Source organism: Fortiea sp. LEGE XX443, assembly GCF_015206815.1.
Classification (GTDB): Bacteria; Cyanobacteriota; Cyanobacteriia; order Cyanobacteriales; family Nostocaceae; genus Nostoc_B.
The window spans coordinates 63,971-86,240 of the sequence record NZ_JADEXZ010000011.1; the positions used below are offsets into that span (position 1 = coordinate 63,971).

Here is a 22,270-nt window from a genome sequence, read left to right on the forward strand (position 1 = left end):
GGGAACAGGTAAGGAATACAGACATTCTTGTTTTCAATCAATATGTACAATTAATTTTGCTTGGGTACTTATTCATGCTACGAGGGGAGTGGTATCATTCCCTAAATTAAAAATTTATACAAATTAGTTCATTGTATTTACTTAATTAATTCACTTAACAATAAAAAATTCATCAATATATATAACAATTATAGAAAAATTTTTGGAATTTGAGAATTTGCATAATTTTACCGAATACATCGTTGGATAGGAAGTATAAGATTAATTGAATATGAAAATTCTTTCTTTTAACTATTAAAAGTCAGAGATGGAAATGGCGGCTCGTATTTAGCAGGGGTTTTTAAAACAGTTTAATTATTTGTGTATAGGTTTACCCGCCAATGGCATATACTGATAACCCAAGCGGTTCGCAGCCAGTCTTTGACAAAGAAGGTTTATTGTATCGGATAACGAACCGGATTAGGCGATCGCTAGAACTACCGGAAATTTTAACAGCTACAGTTGCTGAAATCCGTTTGTTTTTGGCTACAGACCGAGTGATGATGTATCGGTTTGAGGCTGATGGTAGTGGGGAAGTTATTGCTGAATCTATAAATGAGCAGATTCTACCATCGTTATTAGGGTTGCATTTTCCGACGGCAGATATTCCACCAGAAAGTAGAAGAATGCTGCTGTTAGGACGGCAACGTGTCATTGTAGATGTATCTAACGGCAAAGTAGGATTACCGTCCCTACAGCCACGCGAAACAGAACAGCCCCTAGAAACCGAAAATATCTATGATCGACAAGTAGATCCGTGCCACATTCAATACCTAAAAGCAATGGGAGTGCAGTCTTCCCTAGTGGTGCCAATTTTGCATAGCAAAGTGCAAGGGGAATCACTAAAGCCTTTATTGTGGGGGTTGTTGGTAGCTCACCACAGTCAACCACGAGAAATTTTGCCAGAGGAATTGACATTAGTTCAGCAGGTTGTTGATCAAGTAGCGATCGCTATAGCCCAAAGTAACCTGTACACCCAAACTCTAGCTAGGCAGAAGCGTGAAGAGACAATTAATCGCGTTACTACCCTATTGCATCAATTACCAAAACTTGAATTGCAGGTAGCTTTAGAAGAAACTGTTACAGCTTTGGATGGAATCGGTGGCAGGCTTTACATCGAACAGACAGCAGAAGTTTACACTTATGGCAATCAACCACAAATTCCCTATGAGTTAGAAACTAGTATCATCGAACAACATCCTGTTTGGCAAAAATGGATGGATGAATGCAAACAAGGTCAAATTTGGGTCACTACCAACATTTATCATGAAGCACATTTGCGTGTCTTAGCATTTGCGTTTCGGTTAACCCAAATTCGGGGAATGTTAATAATGCCTTTACATTACCGACAACAATTTATCGGTGTGTTAAGTATTTTTCGCCCGGAATTCAACACCGAAATATTGTGGGCTGGACGACGTGAGCAAAATCCCCAACAACAGTTACCTCAAATTTCCTTTGATGTGTGGCGAGAGGAAAGAAAGGGACAAGCTGCTGAGTGGAAAAATGAAGAAATTTCCCTAGCGCAGGCTTTATCTTATAGCTTTTCTATGGCTATTCAGCAGCAACATATGTACCAAGAGGTACAGATGCTCAATGCCAATTTAGAACTGCGAGTACAAGAGCAAACCGCGGAACTAGAAAAATCATTATTATTTACCAAAGTAATCAAGCAAGTCTCAGAACAAATTCGCCGTTCCTTGGACTTAAAAACTACCTTACAAACCATCGTCTATGAAATTCGTTCTCTGCTAAATTCCGATCGAGTAATAATTTACCAAAAAACCAGTGAATCTCATGGTCAAGTAATTGTTGAAGAAATCAATGGTAACTGGTTATCAACATTGGGAACTACAACACCACCAGGATGTTTACCTGATGAATGTACTAGTTTTTTTCTTCAGGGTGGAGTTAAAGCAATTAACAATGTTTCGACACCTTCTTTAAATGCTTGTCACCAAAAATTTTTGCAGAGTTTGCAAGTACAAGCCAACTTAACTGTCCCAATAAATATAGGTTTACAACTTTGGGGTTTACTTATTGTTCATCAATGTGAAGCTCCCAGAAGCTGGCAAGATGGGGAAATTAATTTACTACAACAGTTAGCTGATCAAGCTGCGATCGCTATTCAACAAGCACAACTTTATGAACAAAGTTGTGTAGCTGAAACTGAAGCTAGAGCTAAAGCTACACAATTAGAACAAGCTCTATTGGAACTTCAAGAAACACAAACACAATTAATTCAAACGGAAAAAATGTCCAGTTTGGGACAGCTAGTAGCAGGTGTAGCTCACGAAATAAACAACCCCGTGAACTTTATCTACGGTAATCTGCACTATGCGAGTAAATATACCCAAGATATGTTAAAAATTATCCATCTTTATCAATTACATCATCCCCAATCCCATGATGAAATTCGGTCTATTTCTAAAGCCATTGATTTAGAATTTGTAGCACAAGATTTACCAAAAATTATTGCTTCTATGCAAGTTGGAGCCGAGCGTATCCGTTCAATTGTCTTGTCTTTACGTAATTTTTCGCGCTTAGATGAAGCGGAAAACAAACCAGTTAATTTGCATGAAGGCATAGATAACACGCTATTAATTTTGCAACACCGCCTCAAAGCAAATGCTCATTTTAATGGCATTGAAATAATCAAAGATTATGGCGATTTGCCATTGATAGAATGCTATGCGGGACAAATAAATCAAGTCTTCATGAATATTCTCACTAATGCCATTGATGCCTTAGAAGATCAAGATACATTAGAATCGAGTCAACCCAAGTTGACTGCGCCGAAGATTTGCATTTCTACTAGACTTGCTCAAGATACATCACGTATGTTGATTCGGATAGCTGACAATGGGCCGGGAATGACAGAAGCTGTGAGAAAGCGCATTTTTGATCCCTTTTTTACCACCAAGCCTGTAGGCAAAGGTACAGGATTGGGACTAGCGATTAGTTACCAGATTATTGTAGAAAAACACGGTGGTATGATGGAGTGCATTTCTGAACTAAGTAAAGGTACAGAGTTTTGGATTGAGATTCCTATTAAATTGTTACGTAAAGTTAATGCAGTAGAAAATCAAAGGGCGCTGTAACATCTCTTCATTGCTGGTTTTGAGTGGTGAAAAAGATGACATCCCTGGCTAGAATAAACAAGAAGAAAAAATAATCGCAGCCAGTAGACCCTTGGGTGTTGTTGTGTTTAGGGAAAGCAGTGTAAGCTTGTATAAAGTTAAATAAACAGTTAAATAATCAAAGACAATTAAAATAGCGCCTTATGTCAATTATTGCGCTCAGAGCATGGTACATTCAGGATTATGAGCCGATTTCAGAACTAGAAAAACGTCCACCAGATATTCGCCTTAGTAAAAAAAGCCTACTGCGATCGGCGTTGCGTGCCGATTTTTTAGAAGATAGTCATGTAGTGAAAAAATCAGTTTGGTTTGAGCGTTATCTGGAAGGGGAAAATATTGAATTTTATATTGAAGGTAGTGGCGGTTATAGTGTAGCTAACATTGACTTGATTAGTCATGAAATTTATTTTACGAAACAAGCATTATTAGCACAATTAGACCCAACAATTTTTTTATGCTACCAAACTGAGTATGGCGCAGCCAGTGATGCCTTGCGGGAAGGATTGCAAAAAAGCTTAGAAATTTTGAATATGCGATCGCGCCTTCCCTTAACATTAGTAGAATCCTATAGACCTAGCGATGGGACTCTGCGATTAAATCGGGCTATGATGCGAAAAATTCGGAAGAGTCTGTTATTTATTGCAGACACTACACCTATAACCAGTATCGACGGCAAAGAAAATCTGCAATTAATTCCCAGTCCCCATGTTTGCGTAGAAATTGGTTATGCGATACAAAGTAAACGCTCCGAGCAAATTTTGTTAGCACACATGCAGCGCCCAGAGTTAGAGGGGCAAATTCCTTTTGACTTACCTACACAACAAATTCTGCAATTCAAAAATAGTACAGAACTCAATAAAATACTCATCAAAGCATTAGAATTTCAGTTAGCACGGTTTAAATTATTTTATTGAAATTCTCTCCATCAGGCTAAAAAATCAGAAATCTTAGCGTATTTCTTGCTACCTATGATTTTGATAAATACACCAATTGTCAGAGGAAAAGTATCAGCATCAAACTTTAACTTATATACATAGTTAACTGATGTAATGTGAATCTAGAGGTCAAAATGACTCAGGAAAAAGATAAACTGATTAACTTATCAGTCCATGAATCCTCAGTTCCAAGTCTGCTAGATGTTGATAGAGATAAACAAGCCCCGGAACATATAAACGACTTGAACGATTCTGTTCCTGACAACGAAAACGTTGATGTTCCTACTCCTCAACCTTTTGATGATGTTAACAAAGAGAATTTGGGAAACAAACAAATAACTATTGCTAATTTAAGCGCTGGCTAACATACTCCAATAGTTTCGCGATGGTGTGGTTTTAACATAAACGCCATATCAGGGCCAGCAGGTACAATCCCACCAGGATTGAGCGGGAAAAGATTACCATAGTAGTCTCGCTTGACGCTTTCTAAGTCGCAAGTGCCAGCAACACTTGGTAGCTGATACAAGTCGCGTAGGTAGGCTCCCAAATTTGGATAGTCTTGAATTCGATGGCGGTTGCACTTGAACAAACCGTAATACACAATGTCAAACCGAAACAGCGTTGTGAACAAACGCACATCCGCTAAGGTGACATTATTTCCACAAAGATATCGGCTTGTATTCAGCGCTGCGTCAATCTCATCAAGAGTGTCGAATAATTCATCACAAGTTTTGTTGTAAGCTTCTTGAGTTTGGGCGAAGCCGCAGCGATATACACCATTGTTAACACTTGTGTAAATCTTTTGATTCCACCAGTCAATTTTCTCTTTGATTTCTATTGGGTAGAGATTGAGTGTGGGATTTGTGGCAAACTCATTAAATTCCGAGTTCAGCATCACAATAATTTCCGCACTCTCATTATTGACAATTGTTTTGGTTTGTTTGTCCCATAACACCGGAACTGTACTGCGCCCAGTGTAACCAGGTTGGGCAAGTTCATACAATTCGGATAAGGTTGTAAAACCTTCGTCTTCGCTGGTAAATACCCAACCCCCAGAAACCGCAGAAGGTTCAACAATAGATACTGAGATAACATTTTCTAGCCCTTTGAGCGCCCGTACAACTAGTGTGCGGTGCGCCCAAGGACAACCTAACCCAACATACAGTTTGTAACGTCCTGTTGCTGGTTGGTAAGGATTTCCTTCCGCTTGACTCACAACATTTCTAAACTGGCTGTCGGGACGAATATATTCCCCTGATTGGTTGCGGGGGGCGAGACGGGACATCATTATATGCCAAAGAGTTGTCCAAACAAGCTTACCCAAACCGATAATCAGCTTTGGTGGGAGAGACTTGGCTTTTTTCTTAGTTTTGGTATCAGTCATAGTTTACTAAACCGTTACGCCTTCCAACTCTTCATCACTCAAATCATATAACTGACGCAATTTATCTAACTTATCAGCATCAGTTTGCCAGAAACCTCGCCCATGCGCTTCTAGCATTCTGCTAACAATATTGCGGAAAGCCTCAGGGTTTGCTTGGCGTAACTTCTCCGCCATTTCTGGGTCTAAAGCGTAGGTATCAGCGGCTTGGTCATACACCCAATCATCTTTAAAATCAGCAGTACCACCCCAACCAATTAACGCTGTCATCCGTTGAGAGATTTCAAATGCACCGCCAGAACCTTGATTTGCCATTGCTTGCGCCCATTTGGGATTGAGTAATTTTGTCCGGTATTCCATCCGCAGCAAATCATCTAAATTGCGGGGTGTGGTATCTTTCGAGAAACTTTCAACAAAGCTAGTAGTTACCTTTTTACCGCCTTGTTTTTCGGCTGCTTTTTTCAAACCGCCAGTGTTAGCGTAATATTCCTGAATATCAGTTAAACCATATTCTACCGAATCGATTTCTTGGACAATGCGATCGCTCGTTTTCAACAACTGATTTAACACCTCTGGCCTAGCTTGGCCTTTATCTTGTCTCCCGTAGCTAAACACATTGCGACTTTGCCAAGTATTACCTAACTCTTCCCCGGATTCCCAATTACCATCCACCACCTGATCATTTACCAAAGAACCAAAATCACCCGCCGGATTAGAAAACAACCTCGCTGAAACATTTTCTACACCTTGCGCCTTCAAAGCCAAAGCGTGTTTTTTAATAAAATTCTGTTCTTCTGGTTCATCCGCCTCAGCCGCCCGCAAAAACAAATCATCCAACAACTCAATGATATTCACAAAACTATCGCGGAAAATTCCCGACAAATTCCCCAACACATCAATACGGGGATGTCCCACCTCAACCAAAGGTTTCAACTCATAACGAACAATTCTTCCCGTCCCTTCCTTCACAGGTTCCGCACCAACCAACTCCAGCAGAATTCCCAACGACTCACCCTTAGTTTTAATTGCATCCAAACCCCACAACAAAACCGCGATCGTCTCAGGATACTTCCCATATTCTTGTAAATGCTGGGCGATAATTTTCTGAGCAATTTCCCTACCCCTTTCATACGCCGCAGGCGAAGGCATTCGATAAGGATCTAACGCATGAATATTCCTTCCCGTTGGCAAAACCCCAGCACCATCACGCAACAAATCACCACCAGGCGCAGGTGGAATATACTCCCCATTCAACCCCCGCAACAAATTTGTTAACTCATCCGTAGTCTGTTCAAGTAGATATCTTATCCTTATCTCCTCCTCTCCGCGCCCTCTGTGCCTCTGCGGTTCGTTTCCAAAATAAGCCTCCAAATACCCCTCCATCTCCTCCTCACCCGGCGCTTCACCCAAAACATGCAGCCCAGAAGAAAACAACCGATTCTCCAAAACCTGCAAATATTCGTACAACTTCACCAAATAATCATCAAAAGCATGGGCGCTAAACATTCTGATATTTTCTGGCGTAAAAGGAATGCCCAACCTTTTCGCATCCTCAAACGGACAATCAACATCCAAACCCGTATCAACAATCTTTTTACAAATTCCTTCCTTCAGCACATAATTCTTTTTCGAGTCCTCTCGATACTCTGCAATCAAATCCCGCAACGCCACCAACTCCTTATACAAACCTGCACGACCATAAGGCGGTACATTATGCGAAATTAACACCCCATAACCGCGACGCTTTGCTAAAATTGACTCCGAAGGATTATTTGCCGCATATATATATAGATTAGGTAAATCACCTAACAAAATATCCGACCAAGAATAACCAGTATTTCCTAAAGGTGAACCCGGCAACCATTCCACTGTACCGTGCATCCCAAAGTGAACCACAGCATTAGCTTGCAATTCATGTTGCAACCATTTGTAGAAAGCTGTGTACTGGGGATGGGGAGTTAAATCTCGCTCAAACATTAACCGCATCGGATCGCCTTGAATGCCCAAAGGCGGCTGTACACCTATCCAAACATTCCCTAACTGCACACCTCCAACATGCAGTTCATCGCCATAGGTTTTAATCCCGCTACCTGTTAAAGATTTCCATTGTTTCTCAACGCGAGATGTCCGCAGATATCCTAACCATTTTTCTAATTTACGCACATTAACTGTATTAGCTGAGTCGGGAAAAGGCTTATTCTTTTCCCATCTTTCCATCTCTTCATCAGCTGCTTTAACCTGGCGAATTAATTCTTCCCCATCTTCTGGGATTTCGCCAACGTCATAACCTTGGTCTTTGAGTGCGTGAAGGAATTTGATGAGACTACGAGGTACATTCAACAATGCAGCTGTGCCGACAGCACCGTAACCAGGGGGGAAACCATATAAAATAATGGCAAGTTTGCGTTCTGATGCTGGTGTTTGCCGTAAATTAATCCAGTTTTTGACTCTACCAATTAATCGCTGTACCCGTTCTGGAACCAGATAAATATTTTCGCCTACCAAACCACCGAGGGGAACTGTATCAATTGCGCCATCAAGTTCGGGTAAAGCATATAAAACTACGCTTTGCAATCCGCCGACACCTTGACGTATCCAAGAATGAATATCTTGAATTAAAAGGGGTGCGGCGACAATGTAAGGGACATTTTTAGCAGTCAGGATGCGCTTTGCTACTTCTACTTGTCGTCCTGCTTCCATTGAACCAGCCGGGCCACCCACTAAAGGAAAGCCAATAGTGGAAACTATTGCATCAACTTTAACTGCTTCTTGGGACAGAGAGGGAGTTTCAATATTATTTAGTTGTCTTTGTTGCTGTTCATAGTCAGTCGTCATCCAATCTCGTACCGCTACATGGCCTTCTACTCCATTGATGAAGATGGGTAAGGGAATTAAACCAGCTTCTTCAAAGCAGCGAATTAGTTGGGGAATATATGGTTGTTTGGTGATGACGTGTTTGCGGTAAAGCAGTATTCCAACTACTGCCGACTGAGTATTGTTTTTCTTTCCTGTTCCCTGGTTTTGATACCAGTCTAGGTATGCTTTTGGCGATGCAAAAAACCCTTGATAGTCGGGATGGAGTAATCCCATGTTGGGGGTTTCGAGTGGCGGGGGAATGTCGCCGACTTTTAAGCCTAAGTATTTTTCTGCGAGTGTCCAGAATAAAGAAGCGACGTTTTCGGGGCCGCCAGCATTCCAGTAACCATAAATAATTAACCAGTTGCGTAAGTCTTGGACTTTCTGCACTGGAACGAATTTTAAGAGTTTCGGGCCGATTTTTAAGAAGCTGATGTAACCTGCGAGTTTGTCTTCTTCGCGTCCGTTGCTGAATTTGTCGAGGATGAATTTAACTGGTTTGGGCATTCCTTTGGGTTTGTCCCCAATGGCAAAGTCCCCCAATTTGGTTAGACTCATCAATTCTAAGGCTGATTCAAATACTAACCTGATGGGAACTTGGGTCAGGCGATCGCGCAACCACACAACTTGGTCATAATCAAATAACAAGCTGCCAAAAAATATGTCAGCGTCTTTCAGCGCTGTTTCCACTTCAGCACGTTTACTAGTAATATCGCGATCGCTATACACCCGAATCTCTAAATCAGGACAGCGAGAATTAGCCACAAAAGCCGCTTTCCTATACAAGTCAGCGTTGAACGATTCAAACCCAGCAATCAAGACGATCCGTTTCATGCCCGTAAGCTACGCAATATTTCTTTACTTAAATTCTAGTCGTGCTTTCCGGTTAATTGTTAAACATCCACGGTCAATTCCTCCCAAGTAATAGATAATCTACCTTGAGACTGATTGACGCATCATTAATAACACAAGCACAGATTTGGCATTTTGGCACATTTTCTCAGGTGTAAGTTGATATGGTGAGATCCGCGAATGTCTTTGTGCGACAATACAAACTTGCAGAATCCCTCGGCTAACCACCGGGGGTCTTTTTTATTTAACTGCCTACGGTAAAGAGTCAGTTAGTGGATGCGATCGCAAAATTGACTCATAGTTGTTACTTATAACAGCGTTTATGATGTGATTAATCTAACAACTGCTCAGTTGCAACCAATTTATACCGGAAAATTGAGTCAAAGGAAAAAAGCCGCGCCACATTCTGCACCCAGTCTCAACAGATAACTTGGCTGCATGAAGAGTGCTGAGTTGAAAGTGCTGAGTGCTGAGTTAAAAGACCACCCACTAGAAGAGAAGTGCCTTGCGGGGGTTCCCTCCGTTGTGGCAACTTCGGGGGCGGGGCTTTTACCATAGTGCTGATACCAATTCACGAAAATCTTGATACAAATTAATGGTTTTTAATTCTTTCCCTCTGCTCCCTACCCTCTGCCCCCCTGCGACCTACTTGTATCAAACTTAAAGTGAAACGGTATGAGTAGGTAAAACTGATTTGTAACAAAATCTGTAACAGCAATAGTATTTGGATTTGTACTCGATTAGATTGGTGAAAAATCTCCGGGTAAACCCTGAATATATGGGTAATGTTGCTAAAAGATATACGAGACTATCAAATTCTATTTCTTGGCTTGTTTCTGGTCTTGGGAATTGGTACAAGAGACTGGACGCTACGACCAGAATTGATTGGTGTAGCGATCGCTTCTTGTGTCTCAACGCAGTGGATTTTGTCATTTGTCACCAGTCAAGAACAAAAGATAAATCTGCGTAGTGCGTTGATTTCCGCCCTGGGACTCAGTTTACTGTTGCGGGCTGACCATTGGACAACGATGGTGTTAGCAGCAGTAAGTGCGATCGCTAGTAAATTTTTCTTCAAAGTTGGCGATAAGCATTTCTTCAACCCTGCCAATTTTGGCATCATCTCTGCCTTAATTCTGACATCCGATGCTTGGGTATCACCAGGACAGTGGGGCGAAGAGTGGTGGTATGGGTTGGTATTTGCTGGGACTGGTGGACTGATTTTGCAACAAGTTGGTCGTTGGGATACTACAGCCGCTTTTTTAGGTTCCTATTCTTTGCTAGAAGCCATCCGCAACCTCTATCTAGGTTGGACTTGGGATGTATATTGGCATCGATTAATGAGTGGTTCTTTGCTGCTGTTTGCCTTATTTATGGTGACAGATCCGCGCTCAATTCCCAACGCCAAAATCGGGCGGATAATTTGGGCAATCTGCATCGCCAGTTTAACTTTTATTCTGCGGAATTATTTCTTTATTCCCACCGCAGTTTTTTGGTCACTGTTCGCCCTAGCACCATTAACTCTACTACTTGATTGGCTCTGGTCATCTCCTAGATTTTCTTGGGTAGCAGGAAAAGGCAAGGGAGCAGGGAGCAGTGAGCAAGGGGGAGAAGAACTAATGACTATTAACTCAGCACTTTAAACAGAGGTATAACATGAAGCGATTTCGACTGATAATTTCATTATTTGTAGTACTAATAGGTGTGTTGTGCTTTGCACCAACAGCTTGGGCTTTTTGTGGATTTTATGTTGCCAAAGCTGATAGCAAATTATACAACCAAGCATCTCAGGTGATCATGGCGCGGGATGGCGATCGCACTGTTTTAACAATGGCCAATGACTTCCAAGGCGAAGTTAAAGATTTTGCAATGGTTGTACCTGTGCCAACAGTGTTGAAAAAAGAGCAAGTGCGCGTTGCTCAACCCAAAATTATCGAACGTTTAGATGCTTTTAGTGCGCCGCGCTTGGTAGAGTATTTCGACTCTAATCCTTGCGATCGAGAATATGACAGGGTATTTCAAGAATCAGCACCAGCACCAGCAGCAAGAAGAGTAGGATCGGTCAGAGGCGGTAATGCTGATTTGGGTGTCACAGTCGAAGCACGTTTTAACGTTGGTGAATACGACATTGTGATTTTGAGCGCCAAAGAATCAGGCGGACTGGAAACTTGGCTAAATCGCAATGGCTACAAAATTCCTAGAGGCGCGAGACAGTTACTTAAGCCTTATGTTCGCTCTTCGATGAAATTCTTTGTTGCTAAAGTCAACCTCGATAAATTTGAGCAATCTGGCTATCAATTTCTGCGTCCGCTACAAATTTCCTACCAATCACCCAAATTCATGCTGCCGATTCGGTTGGGTATGATAAACGCCAACTCTGATCAAGATTTGATTGTTTATGTTCTCTCACCGCAAGGACAAGCAGAAATCACTAACTACCGCACAGTGAAAGTTCCCTCCAATGCCAATATTCCTGTGTTTGTTAAAAATGAGTTTAGTGATTTCTACAAATCCATGTTCCAAACTGCTTATGTCAAAGAAGATAGAAAAGTGGCTTTCTTGGAATACGCCTGGGATATGAGTAGCTGCGATCCCTGTTCAGCAGAACCGCTCAATCCAGAAGAACTCAAACAAGCTGGTGTATTTTGGCTAAATAATAATTCCAACAATGACGCATCAGTACCACCTAATTTCCGTCGTCGGTTTCCCAGTAGTAGCGTCTTCATCACCCGCTTGCATATCCGCTACACCCGCGACAAATTCCCGGAAGATCCAATGTTTCAAGCAACCTCTAACCGCGAATCTTTCCAAGGACGATACATTTTGCAGCATCCATTTACAGGCGAACTCACCTGTCAAGCTGGTAAGGAATACAAGCGGTCTTTATCCAAGCGATTTGAACAAGAAGCTCAAACTCTGGCAAAGCTAACCAACTGGAATATTCAAGATATTCGCCGAAGAATGAAGTTGAGTGTGGGTAATTTAACTTATTCTTGGTGGGAAAATCTCATATCTTGGCTGGGGATGTAGTTGATCAGCTTAATTTTGTAGGTAAACACTGGAAGCATGTAGACCAAGACCCAATCCCCAACCCAAGAGAGGGTAAATTGCCCAGAAGTAACCAGGACTAACTACCAAATTCAACACAATTAAAAATAGATTAACCACAAGATAACTAATCAAATGTGGCTTGATTTTTTGCAGGCGGTGAGAGTTAGATGCTTGCCGCCGTTTCATTATTTCTTTCTCCTGTTGCCATTGTTGTTGAGCAGTTTGCAGAGTTATAAACGAAATACCAAGGTCTGCTGCCATTTCTTGTAACTGTTGTTCCGAAAAATTTTCTTGTTGTTTATCAGCCATTGCTCGCTGAAGAATCTGCTGCACATCTTCTGAGCCAAAGGTAGCCATAGATTTAGCCTCTTAGATTCCATTAGGGATGATGACAGAGTTACCAAGAATCTCTTTTTGGCGTTCCATCTGTCGCCATCATTGTGCAAATTGTTATAAGATTTTGTGCTTTCAGAACTTTTTCAGGACATTTCACTGGAATTAATGACTCTTTGCACTCTTTCCCTAGCAGTATCAGTGCGCTTGATGATAGGAACGGGTTTCGTTGCAGCTGCTAAACCAAAAGCTGGCATATTTCCATAAATTGCTTTGTGGTGTCCTGGTTCAATTATGTAAGTTTCATGCCAAATTCCCACACTGCCATCATTACCCACGGCTTTGTTAAAGCGTTGCCAAGCTGCTAGATGAGGATCAGAGGGATTGCGGGCAAAGTTTTCTAAATCTTCGAGCGATCGCCAATATGACAACATCAGTGTAGATATCGGCAACAGACGAAAGAAATTTTCTCCGCCCAAAAAGCCTTTTTCAGGCTGCTCTTGCAGCGTTTTCAGCATCGGAGCCATTGCTTGTACAACAGGCAACCATTTGGAAACAGACCAAAATTGATTAATCCGCATCCCAATCAAAAAAACCACAAATGGCGAGTCTATCTCAGCCGTAAAGCGTCCAGGCATTACAGTTGTCATAATCTAATTCTCCTAATCTTTGGTTTATATTCAACTTATTTACTATTCAATTAGTTGAATATAAACAATATGATATATTCACATAGTTGAATATGTCAAGAAAAAAATTATGGCTTTAGCCCATGCAATTTTGTCAGTATTGGTGAGTAGTCCTTGTAGCGGCTATGACTTAGCTAAAAAGTTTGATCAAACCGTAGAAAGTTCAGTCGGGTTTTTCTGGGAAGCCAGCTTCCAGCAAATTTATCGAGAATTAAATCGCCTAGAAGAAAAAGGCTGGTTGCAAGCTGAAAAAGTCTTGCAAGAAAACCGTCCAGATAAAAAGATTTACTCAGTCACAACCTTAGGGAAACAGCAATTGTGTGAGTGGATTGCTGAACCAGAAGAACCAACCCCATTTAAGGATGATTTACTAGTCAAGCTTTATACTGGATATTTAGTGAAGCGTGAAACTATCCTGGCAAAACTAGAAATGCACCGTCGGGAACATCAGCAAAGGCTAGTTGTTTATCAAGAAATTGAGAAAAAGTTTTTTCAAAAACCACAAGAGTTGTCAGATGAGTTGAAATTCAACTACGTCACCCTACAACGCGGAATTCACTACGAGAGGGGATGGTTAGCTTGGTGTGACGAAATGATTCCTTTTTTAAGCAGTCCAGCTAAAAACCTTTGAAAGGGGTATACAGTAGGCATTAACAAATGCTTGCCTTGACAAAATAATCTCGTCAAGAAAATCTTCTATTCATAACACAAGGTTAATATCGGAAGTGTCTTTGTAAGCAATACTTAGGATATTCTTGCTATTTTTTTGTCAAAATTGCCATGATGGAACTTGATGAAGAGCTACGCAACTTAGTTATTCAAGCTTGCGGCTATCCTCTTGGAAGTCCGCAGCGTCAGAAGCTGCTCACGCAAATCATCCGTTTAACTTCAGGTAGACTTTGGCGAGAGAGTACTCCTTATTATCAAGATGCACTACAACAAACTTGGTTATATTTCTGTCGCAACATTTGTGATGGTTTAACTGGTCAGACCTATGACCCTACCTATGGTACTGTTGTCACTTGGCTAAATGCTTATCTCAAACGCAGACTCCAAGACTTTTACATCAACCACCATCGGGAACAAGCCTTAACAATTCCTCTACAGGTGCGTCAGTCTTGGGGAAGTGGGAAGACGGACAATATCAATCTTATCGATAACTTACCTGCTACTCCCCAGACCCCTCCAATTCTCGAAAACGTAGAAATATGGGCAAAAACAGATGCAGAGGGAGAATTATCCAGTACTTACATTAAAGGTCGTCCAGATGTGAATTGTCAGGTATTGATTCTCAAACGCCTACCGCCAGAAGTTAGCTGGAAAGAATTATCAGAGGAATTCGGGCTACCCATTCCCACCTTAAGTAGTTTTTATCAGCGCCAGTGTCTGCCACGTTTGCGAAAGTTCGCGGAATCAGAAGGAATTTTATGAAGGTAGCAGATTACAAGCGAGATATCGCTTTTCAAGTCTTTACTTCATCTTTATGAATCGCTAAAAATATAGTATAAATAGTAGCAGCCATTATTTGATATTTTTCAGTTTCTCTCTAAAAAAATTAAATTTACCTTAGTGATTTTACGTAACTTAATGTACTTTATATGACTTAAATTTAATTAAAACTTGAGATGAAATTATCAACTGTGGGGAAGATCATTTTAGTTGGTTTCTATTTTGCCACTTTATGCCTAGTAAATTCCCTATACCCTGAACTTTGATTTGTAAACAAAGTTTCCCGAAGGCGTGAAATTTAATTGAATATTTGCCCAACTTCCCCTGAAAAAAGGCTGAGTTGAGCAAGGTAATGCAAATTTCCAGGTCTAAAATTGGTTTGGCTCCTGGAATTGGCATAGTTAAAAAATATGCCCTTAACGCCAGCAATGTTCCCACTACGTTCAGTAAGGATATAGTGAAACCACATGACTAACTCTCACAATCAAGAACCTCAATCCCAATCCCGCACCCGTATGCGTATGTGGTTGCTGATGTTGAGTCGTGTTGGCATTCCTTTGTTAGGTATTTTGTTAGTAGGAATTATCGTCGGTATTTGGCGGTTACAAAGTTTTGTCCAAAAAGAGTTAGCGCCGTTAGCAGAAGAAAGTATCACCAATACCATTAACCGTCCAGTGAAACTGGGAAAAGTGACAAATTTTTCCCTCACAGGTGTGCAGTTTGGGGCTTCGGAAATTCCGTCCACACCTACAGATCCAGATAAAGCAGCAGTGGCGGCGGTAGAAGTGGGTTTTAATCCGTGGCAATTAGTTTTTAATCGTCAACTCAAGCTCGATGTTACCTTAGTTAACGCCGATGTCTACATTGCACAAGACGAGCAAGGACGTTGGATTACTACCACCATCGCGCCACCAGGTCAAAGCGGATTGATTAAAACTGATTTAGATAATCTGCGACTACGTAATGCCAAGCTAATGTTACTACCCCAGAAGAAAGGAGGGGGAGTATCATCACCTGTAACATTTGCTCAACTAAACGGTTCTGCCCAACTTTTGGAGAATAACCAGCTGATTAAGTTTGATGTGGGAGGACAGGCAGAAAGCGGTGGTAATGTAGCAATTAAAGGACAGGTACGCCCGAAAACCCTAGTAGCAGATATCCAATTGCGTGGACAAGATTTACTCGCGCCTGAAATTACTAGCTTAGTTAAGTTACCACTGAACTTACAAGCAGGTAGAGTTAATGGCGACTTGCAAGTTAAATTAGCGCCAGAGCAAAAACCTTTAATATATGGCAGCGCAGATTTACAAAAAGTCACACTACAAATTCCCCGCGTACCTCAACTTTTGACCAGTACTGGAGGTGATATTTACTTCAAAGGTACAGAAATACGCCTTGACAATTTGACTACCAACTACGGCAAAATTCCCTTAATAGCCAACGGGATTATTGATAGTCAAGCAGGCTATAAGTTAACAGGACGAGTAAAAGCGGTGAGTGTCGCCAATGCTCAAACAACACTAAATGTGAAACTACCCGTACCTGTAGCTGGGCAAGCAAAAGCTGACTTGCAAATAACTGGAGCAGCAACCAACCCAATTCTTTCGGGTACAGTTGCCACAATCAACACTGCCCGGATTGATAAAGTTAATTTTAAAAGTGTTAGTAGTAAGTTCCGGTTTTCCCCCAATGCTGCCTTATTAACCTTGACCGACATTCAAGGTGAAACCACTGTTGGTGGACAAATTACAGGGGTAGGAAAAATCGCCCTAGGGAAAGCACCACTGTTGAATTTGAATTTTGCAGCTAGGGGTGTTGCGGGAGATGCGATCGCCAAAATATACGACTCCAACCCGACTTTTAAAATTGGCAAAGTCGCTGCTACAGCCCAAGTCACAGGTACTCCTACCAACGTCAAAACTTTGGTAAAGTGGCAAGTACCCCAAGCAACTTATCCCGGTACTGGTGAAACCATCGTCACAAGCGATCGCACCGTCTATTTCCAAAATGTTGCACTCAAAGTCGGTGGTGGGGTAGTCCGGGCGGCTGGTAGTTATGCTAATGAGCGTTGGCAAGCCGTCGCCACTGGTAATGGTGTAAAATTAGAACCTTTTGTCAACAAAAATCAACTGCAAAATATTTCCTTAGCTGGGGCAGAATTTAACGGTCGGTTGATCTTAGCTGGTAGTACTGCACCTTTTCAAATTGCCTCCATCCGCACCCAAGGCGCAGCAGTGCAAATTGCGGGTGGTGCGATCGCAATTAATAGTGTCCAACTTCAAGACCAAAACTTTTCGGCTGAATTAGTCGCCAATAATGTGCGTCTAGGACGCATCCTCAAACAAGCTCCCCCGGCTTTGCAAGGCTCACTAGCAGGAAAATTCCAAATTGCCGGGAACACAGAAAATATCAGCCTCAAAACTCTCCGTGGCACTGGACAAGCTAACCTCAGCGTCGCTGGTGGAACAGTTACAGCCACAAACATTCAACTGGCAAATGGCGCATATAAAGCACAACTGGTAGCAAATAATCTGGCTGTGCAGGAACTAACACCGAATACACAACAACTTCGTGGTAGATTAGCTGGTCAGTTTAATGTGGCTGGTTCTGTTGAATCCTTCCAACCGCAAACTATTCAAGCCAGTGGTCAAGCCAAGTTGACTGTCGGTGCTGGGACGATTACGGCCTCAAATATCCAAGTTAATAACGGTCGTTATCAGGCACAAGTTGTAGCTAACAACGTGCCAGTACAACGCTTGACAAAAGTACCACCACAGTTTCAAGGAGATTTAACAGGTCAATTAAATGTTGCTGGTTCGGTGACATCCTTCCAACCGCAAACCATTCAAGCTAGTGGTCAAGGAAAGTTAAATGTAGCTGGTGGGACAATTACGGCCTCAAATATTCAAGTTAATAACGGTCGTTATCAGACACAAATCCAAGCGAATAACGTACCGTTGCAAAAATTAGCAGCAGTCCCGCCACAGTTTCAAGGTGCATTAACAGGTCAATTAAATGTTACTGGTTCCGTTGCATCCTTCCAACCGCAAACTATCCAAGCCAGTGGTCAGGGACGGTTGAATGTGGTGGGTGGAACAATTACAGCCTCGAATATCCAAGTTAATAACGGTCGTTATCAAGCGGTAGTGGATGCGGCTGGTGTGCAATTAACTAAGTTGAATCAGCAATTGCGAGGTCAACTGAGTGGAAGGCTACAAGTAGCGGGGGCGCTAAATTCTGCCACATTAGCTAAGGTGAATGCCTCTGGTCAGGTGCAGTTATCCCAAGGCTTGCCAGGTTTAGAACGACCATTAACAGCTGCGATCGCCTGGAATGGTGAGAAACTAGCAATAAATCAACTCACTGCCCCTGGTTTAAATGTTAGTGGTGACATCTTAGCCAACGCCACTAAAGCAGGGATACCTGAAATTACCGCCTTAAATCTCAACGTCAAAGCCCAGGACTACAATTTGCAACAGTTACCGATTAATTTGCCTAATCAGGTGGCTGTAAAAGGCAAGGTAGATTTTGACGGCAGAGTGACAGGGAAGTTACCATTACCAAACGTCACGGGCCAAATTGCTTTGCGAGATTTGGTAGTGCAGGACATCGCTTTTGAACCATTGTTAACCGGTAATATTGATTCAGCCCAAGGACGCGGCTTGAATTTAGATTTGATAGGGAATAGCGATCGCATTGCCGTAAATTTAGATGGTAATAATCGTCCCCAATCCTTCTTGGTACAGTGGCAAAATGCCGTAGCTACAGGTCAATTTCAGGGAAATAACATCGCACTCAACGTCCAGAACTTCCCCTTACAAATCTTGAATGTGTCTGTACCACCAGCCCTCCGCTTAGGAACTGGTAAGATAGCTGGGTTAATTACTGGTGACTTGCAACTTAATCAACAAACATTTGCCGCCAATGGTAATTTAGCGATCGCCAATCCGAAACTTGGTAGAATACAAGGCGATCAGTTAACGGCTCAATTTAACTACGCCGATGGTAAAGCTACCCTTACTAGTAGCGAATTTGTCAAAGGTAGCAGTATTTACGCCTTTGCTGGCAGTTTTGGACAAACTCCTCAAGGGCCACAACTACAAGGCAAACTAAATGTTAACCAAGGTAACATCCAAGATGTCTTAACCGTAGCGCAGATATTTGACATTCAAGACTTCCAGCGTGGTACATCAGAGCCAGCTTACGGCAAAGCAGCCGATTTGACTACCTACGCCCGCGGCTTACCCAATCAACCTTTACTCGATCAATTGCGGCGATTTTACGAAATTGAGGCAGAAGTAGCACAGCAACAACAACAACGGCGTGACTCGACTCTGTTACCAGAACTAGCAGACTTGCGGGGAACCTTTAACGGGGAAGTGGCTTTAGATACTGCCACAGCCAACGGGCTATCAGTACAATTTGATATTAACGGGCAGAACTTTGCCTGGGGTAAAGAAGCAGAAAGCGATCGCTTTTACAGTGCTAAACAAATTGTTGCTCAAGGTAGTTTTGAAAATGGTGTGTTGCAGTTGCGTCCCCTACGGATTGAGTTAGATAACAGCCTACTGGCCTTTACAGGTAACATCGGCGGTAAAGACCAATCAGGTCAGTTGCGAGTTACTAATTTTCCCATCGCTTTAATTAATAACTTCGTCAAACTCCCAATTGACATCACAGGTAATCTCAACGCCACAGCAGCTTTAGCCGGCGGTATCGCCAATCCCCAAGCCCAAGGCGAATTGGAAATTACAGACGGAACCCTCAATCAAAAAGCTGTAGAGTCAGCAACAGCCAGCTTCAGCTACACCAACAGCCGCTTGAACTTTGGCAGTAACGTAACAGTTGCTGGGCCAGAACCAGTTAACATTACTGGCAGCATACCCTATCAGTTGCCTTTTGCAACTACCCCGCCAACAAGTAATGAAATTAGCCTAGATGTCAAAGTCAGAAATGAAGGATTAGCACTATTAAACCTGCTAACCGATCAGATAGCTTTTGAGAAAGGTGAGGGTGACATTGACCTCAAAGTACGTGGAACTAGACAGCGACCAGAGTTAACAGGAATTGCTAGTATCGAAGATGCCACTTTTGCCGCCCAAGCTTTACCAGGTAAGATTAGACAGGTGACAGGCAAAATACAGTTCGACTTTGACCGGATCTTAGTAGAAAGTTTGCAAGGTAAGTTTAGTCGAGGTCAAGTAGTGGCAGCTGGTGAACTTCCTGTATTTAATAATGGGGAAGTAGCGAGTAATCCCCTCAAAGTCAATCTTGATCAGCTAAATTTGAATCTCAAAGGACTGTATAAAGGAGGTGCTAGTGGCAATTTACAAATTGTTGGTTCAGCCTTGAATCCAGTAATTGGTGGTCAAATTAGTTTGTATGATGGTCAGGTTTTATTAGCAGAATCTACCGACACAAATCAAACTGTAACTAGTAATTCTCTCAAAGCCAACAAACAAAATAAAACTGAGTCCAGAAATAACCCAACGAGGTTAAATAATCTCAAACTAACATTAGGTAAAAACATCGAAATTACCCGTCCCCCTATTCTCAGTTTCCTAGCTACAGGTAATCTCATAGTTAATGGAGCTTTGACTGACCCTATCCCCGATGGTACAATCCGCCTACAAAAGGGAGGGGTGAATTTATTTACCACCCAGTTTAACTTAGTACGCGGGTATAAAAATACAGCCACATTTAGAGCAGATCAACCTCGTGACCCTATTTTAGATGTACAGCTACTTGCCAAGGTACTTGATGCAGTGCAAACTTCAGAGTTCACTAGAAGCAGTACTATAGGAGGATTGGGTTCTCTAGAAAGTGTACGAGTCGAAGCTAGAGTCCAAGGGCCTGCTAGTAAACTGAACGAAACCCTGGAACTCACCAGCAGTCCCTCACGCAGTCAGACAGAAATTGTCGCTTTGTTAGGTGGTGGATTTATAGATACTCAAGGACGTGCTGATAGCACCTTAGGCTTGATTAACATTGCAGGTTCAGCAGTATTTAACAACTTTCAGACAACTTTTAACCAAATTGCTAATTCTTTAGGGTTGAGTGAGTTCCGCGTATTTCCAACTGTCATTTCTGATAATCCCGAAGCCGGAAGAAGCAGTTCTTCATTAGAATTAGCCGCAGAGGCTGGTATTGATATTTCGACGAAGTTTTCTATTTCCAGTATTAAGATTTTAACTGCCAATGATCCCTTTCAATGGGGGCTAAATTACCGCATCAACGATGAACTGCGAGTGCGTGCTTCTACTAACTTAGAAGATGACAGCCGTGCAGTAATTGAGTATCAGACACGGTTTTAATTTGGTGTAGTACTACCTCTCTCAGTATGATGACGTAAAACTGAATTAATCAGCGCTTTATATTCGTTCGTGAGGTAAATAAAGAACTAACCGCCGATAGAAGAGGATGAAAGCAGATGAATGTAGATAAATTTTTTTCTCAGCAGATTAGGAAACGCCCAATTTTATACATAGCCATTACTAACCACGGTTTTGGTCATGCTACTCGCACAGCATCTGTGGCTGCAACTATTCAAAAGTTGTGTCCAGATGTACTGTTAATTATGGTGACAACTGCGCCACGTTGGTTACTTGAATCTTATATTGAAGGTGATTTTATCCACCGTCCCCGCGCTTTTGATTTAGGTGTGATACAGGCGGATAGTTTGACAATGGATAAAGCAGCAACTTTAGAAAAATTATTGGATATTAAAAAGCACCAGAATTCTTTAGTTGCTTCCGAGGTAAATTTTATTCGCCAAAATCGGGTTGATTTAATATTAGCTGATATACCTTTCCTCGCTCCCGTATTTGCTAAAGCAACAGATATTCCCTGTTGGATGGTGAGTAACTTTGGTTGGGATTTAATTTACAGAGATTGGGGAGGTGAATTTATAGCGATCGCCGATTGGATTAGTGAATGTTATTCTAAGTGCGATCGCTTGTTTCGTCTCCCTTTTCACGAACCTATGCAGGCTTTTAAAAATATCACAGATGTCGGTTTAACTAGTGGTTCACCTCGTTACCTTGCGGATGAATTACGTTCTATTTGGGGTATAAATACACCACAAGAAAAAACTATTTTGTTGACATTTGGTGGTTTAGGTTTACAGCAAATTCCTTACGATAACCTACAACATTTTTCAGATTGGCAATTCATTACTTTTGATAAATCTGCCCCTGATTTACCTAATTTAGTCAAAATCCAAGACAACAAATACCGTCCTGTAGATTTTATGCCAATTTGTGGACGAGTAGTTTCCAAACCCGGTTACGGTACTTTTGCAGAAGCGACACGCTGGGAAATACCAATGGTGACAATTCCACGGGAAGATTTTGCAGAAGCAAATTTTCTCTTAGAAGGAATTGCTAACTACAACCACCATCAAATTGTCACACCCACAGAATTTTTCCAAGGTAAATGGAATTTTCTGCGTGAATCACCCCAAGCACCAAAGCAAACCCAAGGAATTGCTAAGGATGGAAATGAAGCGATCGCGCAAGCTATTATTGATAAACTCACTCACAAATAAAA

At 41.9% G+C, this 22,270-nt stretch carries 13 protein-coding genes; 9 read left to right on the forward strand and 4 right to left on the reverse strand.

The features are described from left to right. Positions 1-380 precede the first annotated feature (380 nt). The 3 genes from IQ259_RS07055 to IQ259_RS07065 all read left to right on the forward strand — a co-directional run bounded on the left by IQ259_RS07055 (position 381) and on the right by IQ259_RS07065 (position 4,479). Positions 381-3,140, forward strand: coding sequence for a GAF domain-containing protein (locus IQ259_RS07055; RefSeq protein ID WP_193882991.1), 2,760 nt, complete (start codon positions 381-383; stop codon positions 3,138-3,140). A 182-nt stretch (positions 3,141-3,322) separates the two neighbouring features. Beyond that, positions 3,323-4,093 (forward strand): hypothetical protein, encoded by a 771-nt coding sequence (locus tag IQ259_RS07060; RefSeq protein ID WP_193882994.1) that lies wholly within the window; start codon positions 3,323-3,325, stop codon positions 4,091-4,093. 155 nt (positions 4,094-4,248) lie between these two features. After that, positions 4,249-4,479 (forward strand): hypothetical protein, encoded by a 231-nt coding sequence (locus tag IQ259_RS07065; protein WP_193882996.1) that lies wholly within the window; start codon positions 4,249-4,251, stop codon positions 4,477-4,479. Here IQ259_RS07065 and IQ259_RS07070 read toward each other — a convergent pair. Both IQ259_RS07070 and bchH read right to left on the reverse strand, forming a co-directional pair. Beyond that, a complete protein-coding gene (locus IQ259_RS07070; protein ID WP_193882998.1) occupies positions 4,476-5,498 on the reverse strand; it encodes a glutathione S-transferase family protein in 1,023 nt (340 codons plus the stop codon). The genes IQ259_RS07065 and IQ259_RS07070 overlap by 4 nt on opposite strands. A gap of 6 nt (positions 5,499-5,504) precedes the next feature. After that, a complete protein-coding gene (gene bchH, locus IQ259_RS07075; RefSeq protein ID WP_193883000.1) occupies positions 5,505-9,185 on the reverse strand; it encodes a magnesium chelatase subunit H in 3,681 nt (1,226 codons plus the stop codon). A gap of 803 nt (positions 9,186-9,988) precedes the next feature. Here bchH and IQ259_RS07080 point away from each other — a divergent pair. Both IQ259_RS07080 and IQ259_RS07085 read left to right on the forward strand, forming a co-directional pair. Next, a complete protein-coding gene (locus tag IQ259_RS07080; protein ID WP_193883002.1) occupies positions 9,989-10,843 on the forward strand; it encodes an RnfABCDGE type electron transport complex subunit D in 855 nt (284 codons plus the stop codon). Positions 10,844-10,856: 13 nt separating this feature from the next. Continuing rightward, positions 10,857-12,230, forward strand: a complete 1,374-nt coding sequence (locus IQ259_RS07085) for a DUF2330 domain-containing protein (RefSeq protein WP_193883005.1) — start codon at positions 10,857-10,859, stop codon at positions 12,228-12,230. Between the two features lie 9 nt (positions 12,231-12,239). On the opposite strand, the gene IQ259_RS07090 is transcribed toward IQ259_RS07085, so the two are convergent. Continuing rightward, positions 12,240-12,608 carry a 2TM domain-containing protein gene (locus IQ259_RS07090; protein WP_193883007.1) on the reverse strand — a complete coding sequence of 123 codons (369 nt, stop codon included), beginning with the start codon at positions 12,606-12,608 and terminating at the stop codon, positions 12,240-12,242. A 122-nt stretch (positions 12,609-12,730) separates the two neighbouring features. Beyond that, positions 12,731-13,234 (reverse strand): DUF4188 domain-containing protein, encoded by a 504-nt coding sequence (locus IQ259_RS07095; RefSeq protein WP_193883009.1) that lies wholly within the window; start codon positions 13,232-13,234, stop codon positions 12,731-12,733. 109 nt (positions 13,235-13,343) lie between these two features. Between IQ259_RS07095 and IQ259_RS07100 the strand changes: the two genes are divergently transcribed. From IQ259_RS07100 to IQ259_RS07115, 4 genes are all read left to right on the forward strand, one after another. Further along, positions 13,344-13,904, forward strand: coding sequence for a PadR family transcriptional regulator (locus tag IQ259_RS07100; RefSeq protein WP_193883010.1), 561 nt, complete (start codon positions 13,344-13,346; stop codon positions 13,902-13,904). A gap of 149 nt (positions 13,905-14,053) precedes the next feature. Further along, positions 14,054-14,704 carry a sigma-70 family RNA polymerase sigma factor gene (locus IQ259_RS07105; RefSeq protein ID WP_193883012.1) on the forward strand — a complete coding sequence of 217 codons (651 nt, stop codon included), beginning with the start codon at positions 14,054-14,056 and terminating at the stop codon, positions 14,702-14,704. Positions 14,705-15,189: 485 nt separating this feature from the next. Continuing rightward, positions 15,190-21,036 carry a translocation/assembly module TamB domain-containing protein gene (locus IQ259_RS07110; protein WP_193883020.1) on the forward strand — a complete coding sequence of 1,949 codons (5,847 nt, stop codon included), beginning with the start codon at positions 15,190-15,192 and terminating at the stop codon, positions 21,034-21,036. Between the two features lie 116 nt (positions 21,037-21,152). After that, positions 21,153-22,268 carry a glycosyl transferase gene (locus IQ259_RS07115; RefSeq protein WP_193883022.1) on the forward strand — a complete coding sequence of 372 codons (1,116 nt, stop codon included), beginning with the start codon at positions 21,153-21,155 and terminating at the stop codon, positions 22,266-22,268. Positions 22,269-22,270: the final 2 nt, after the last annotated feature.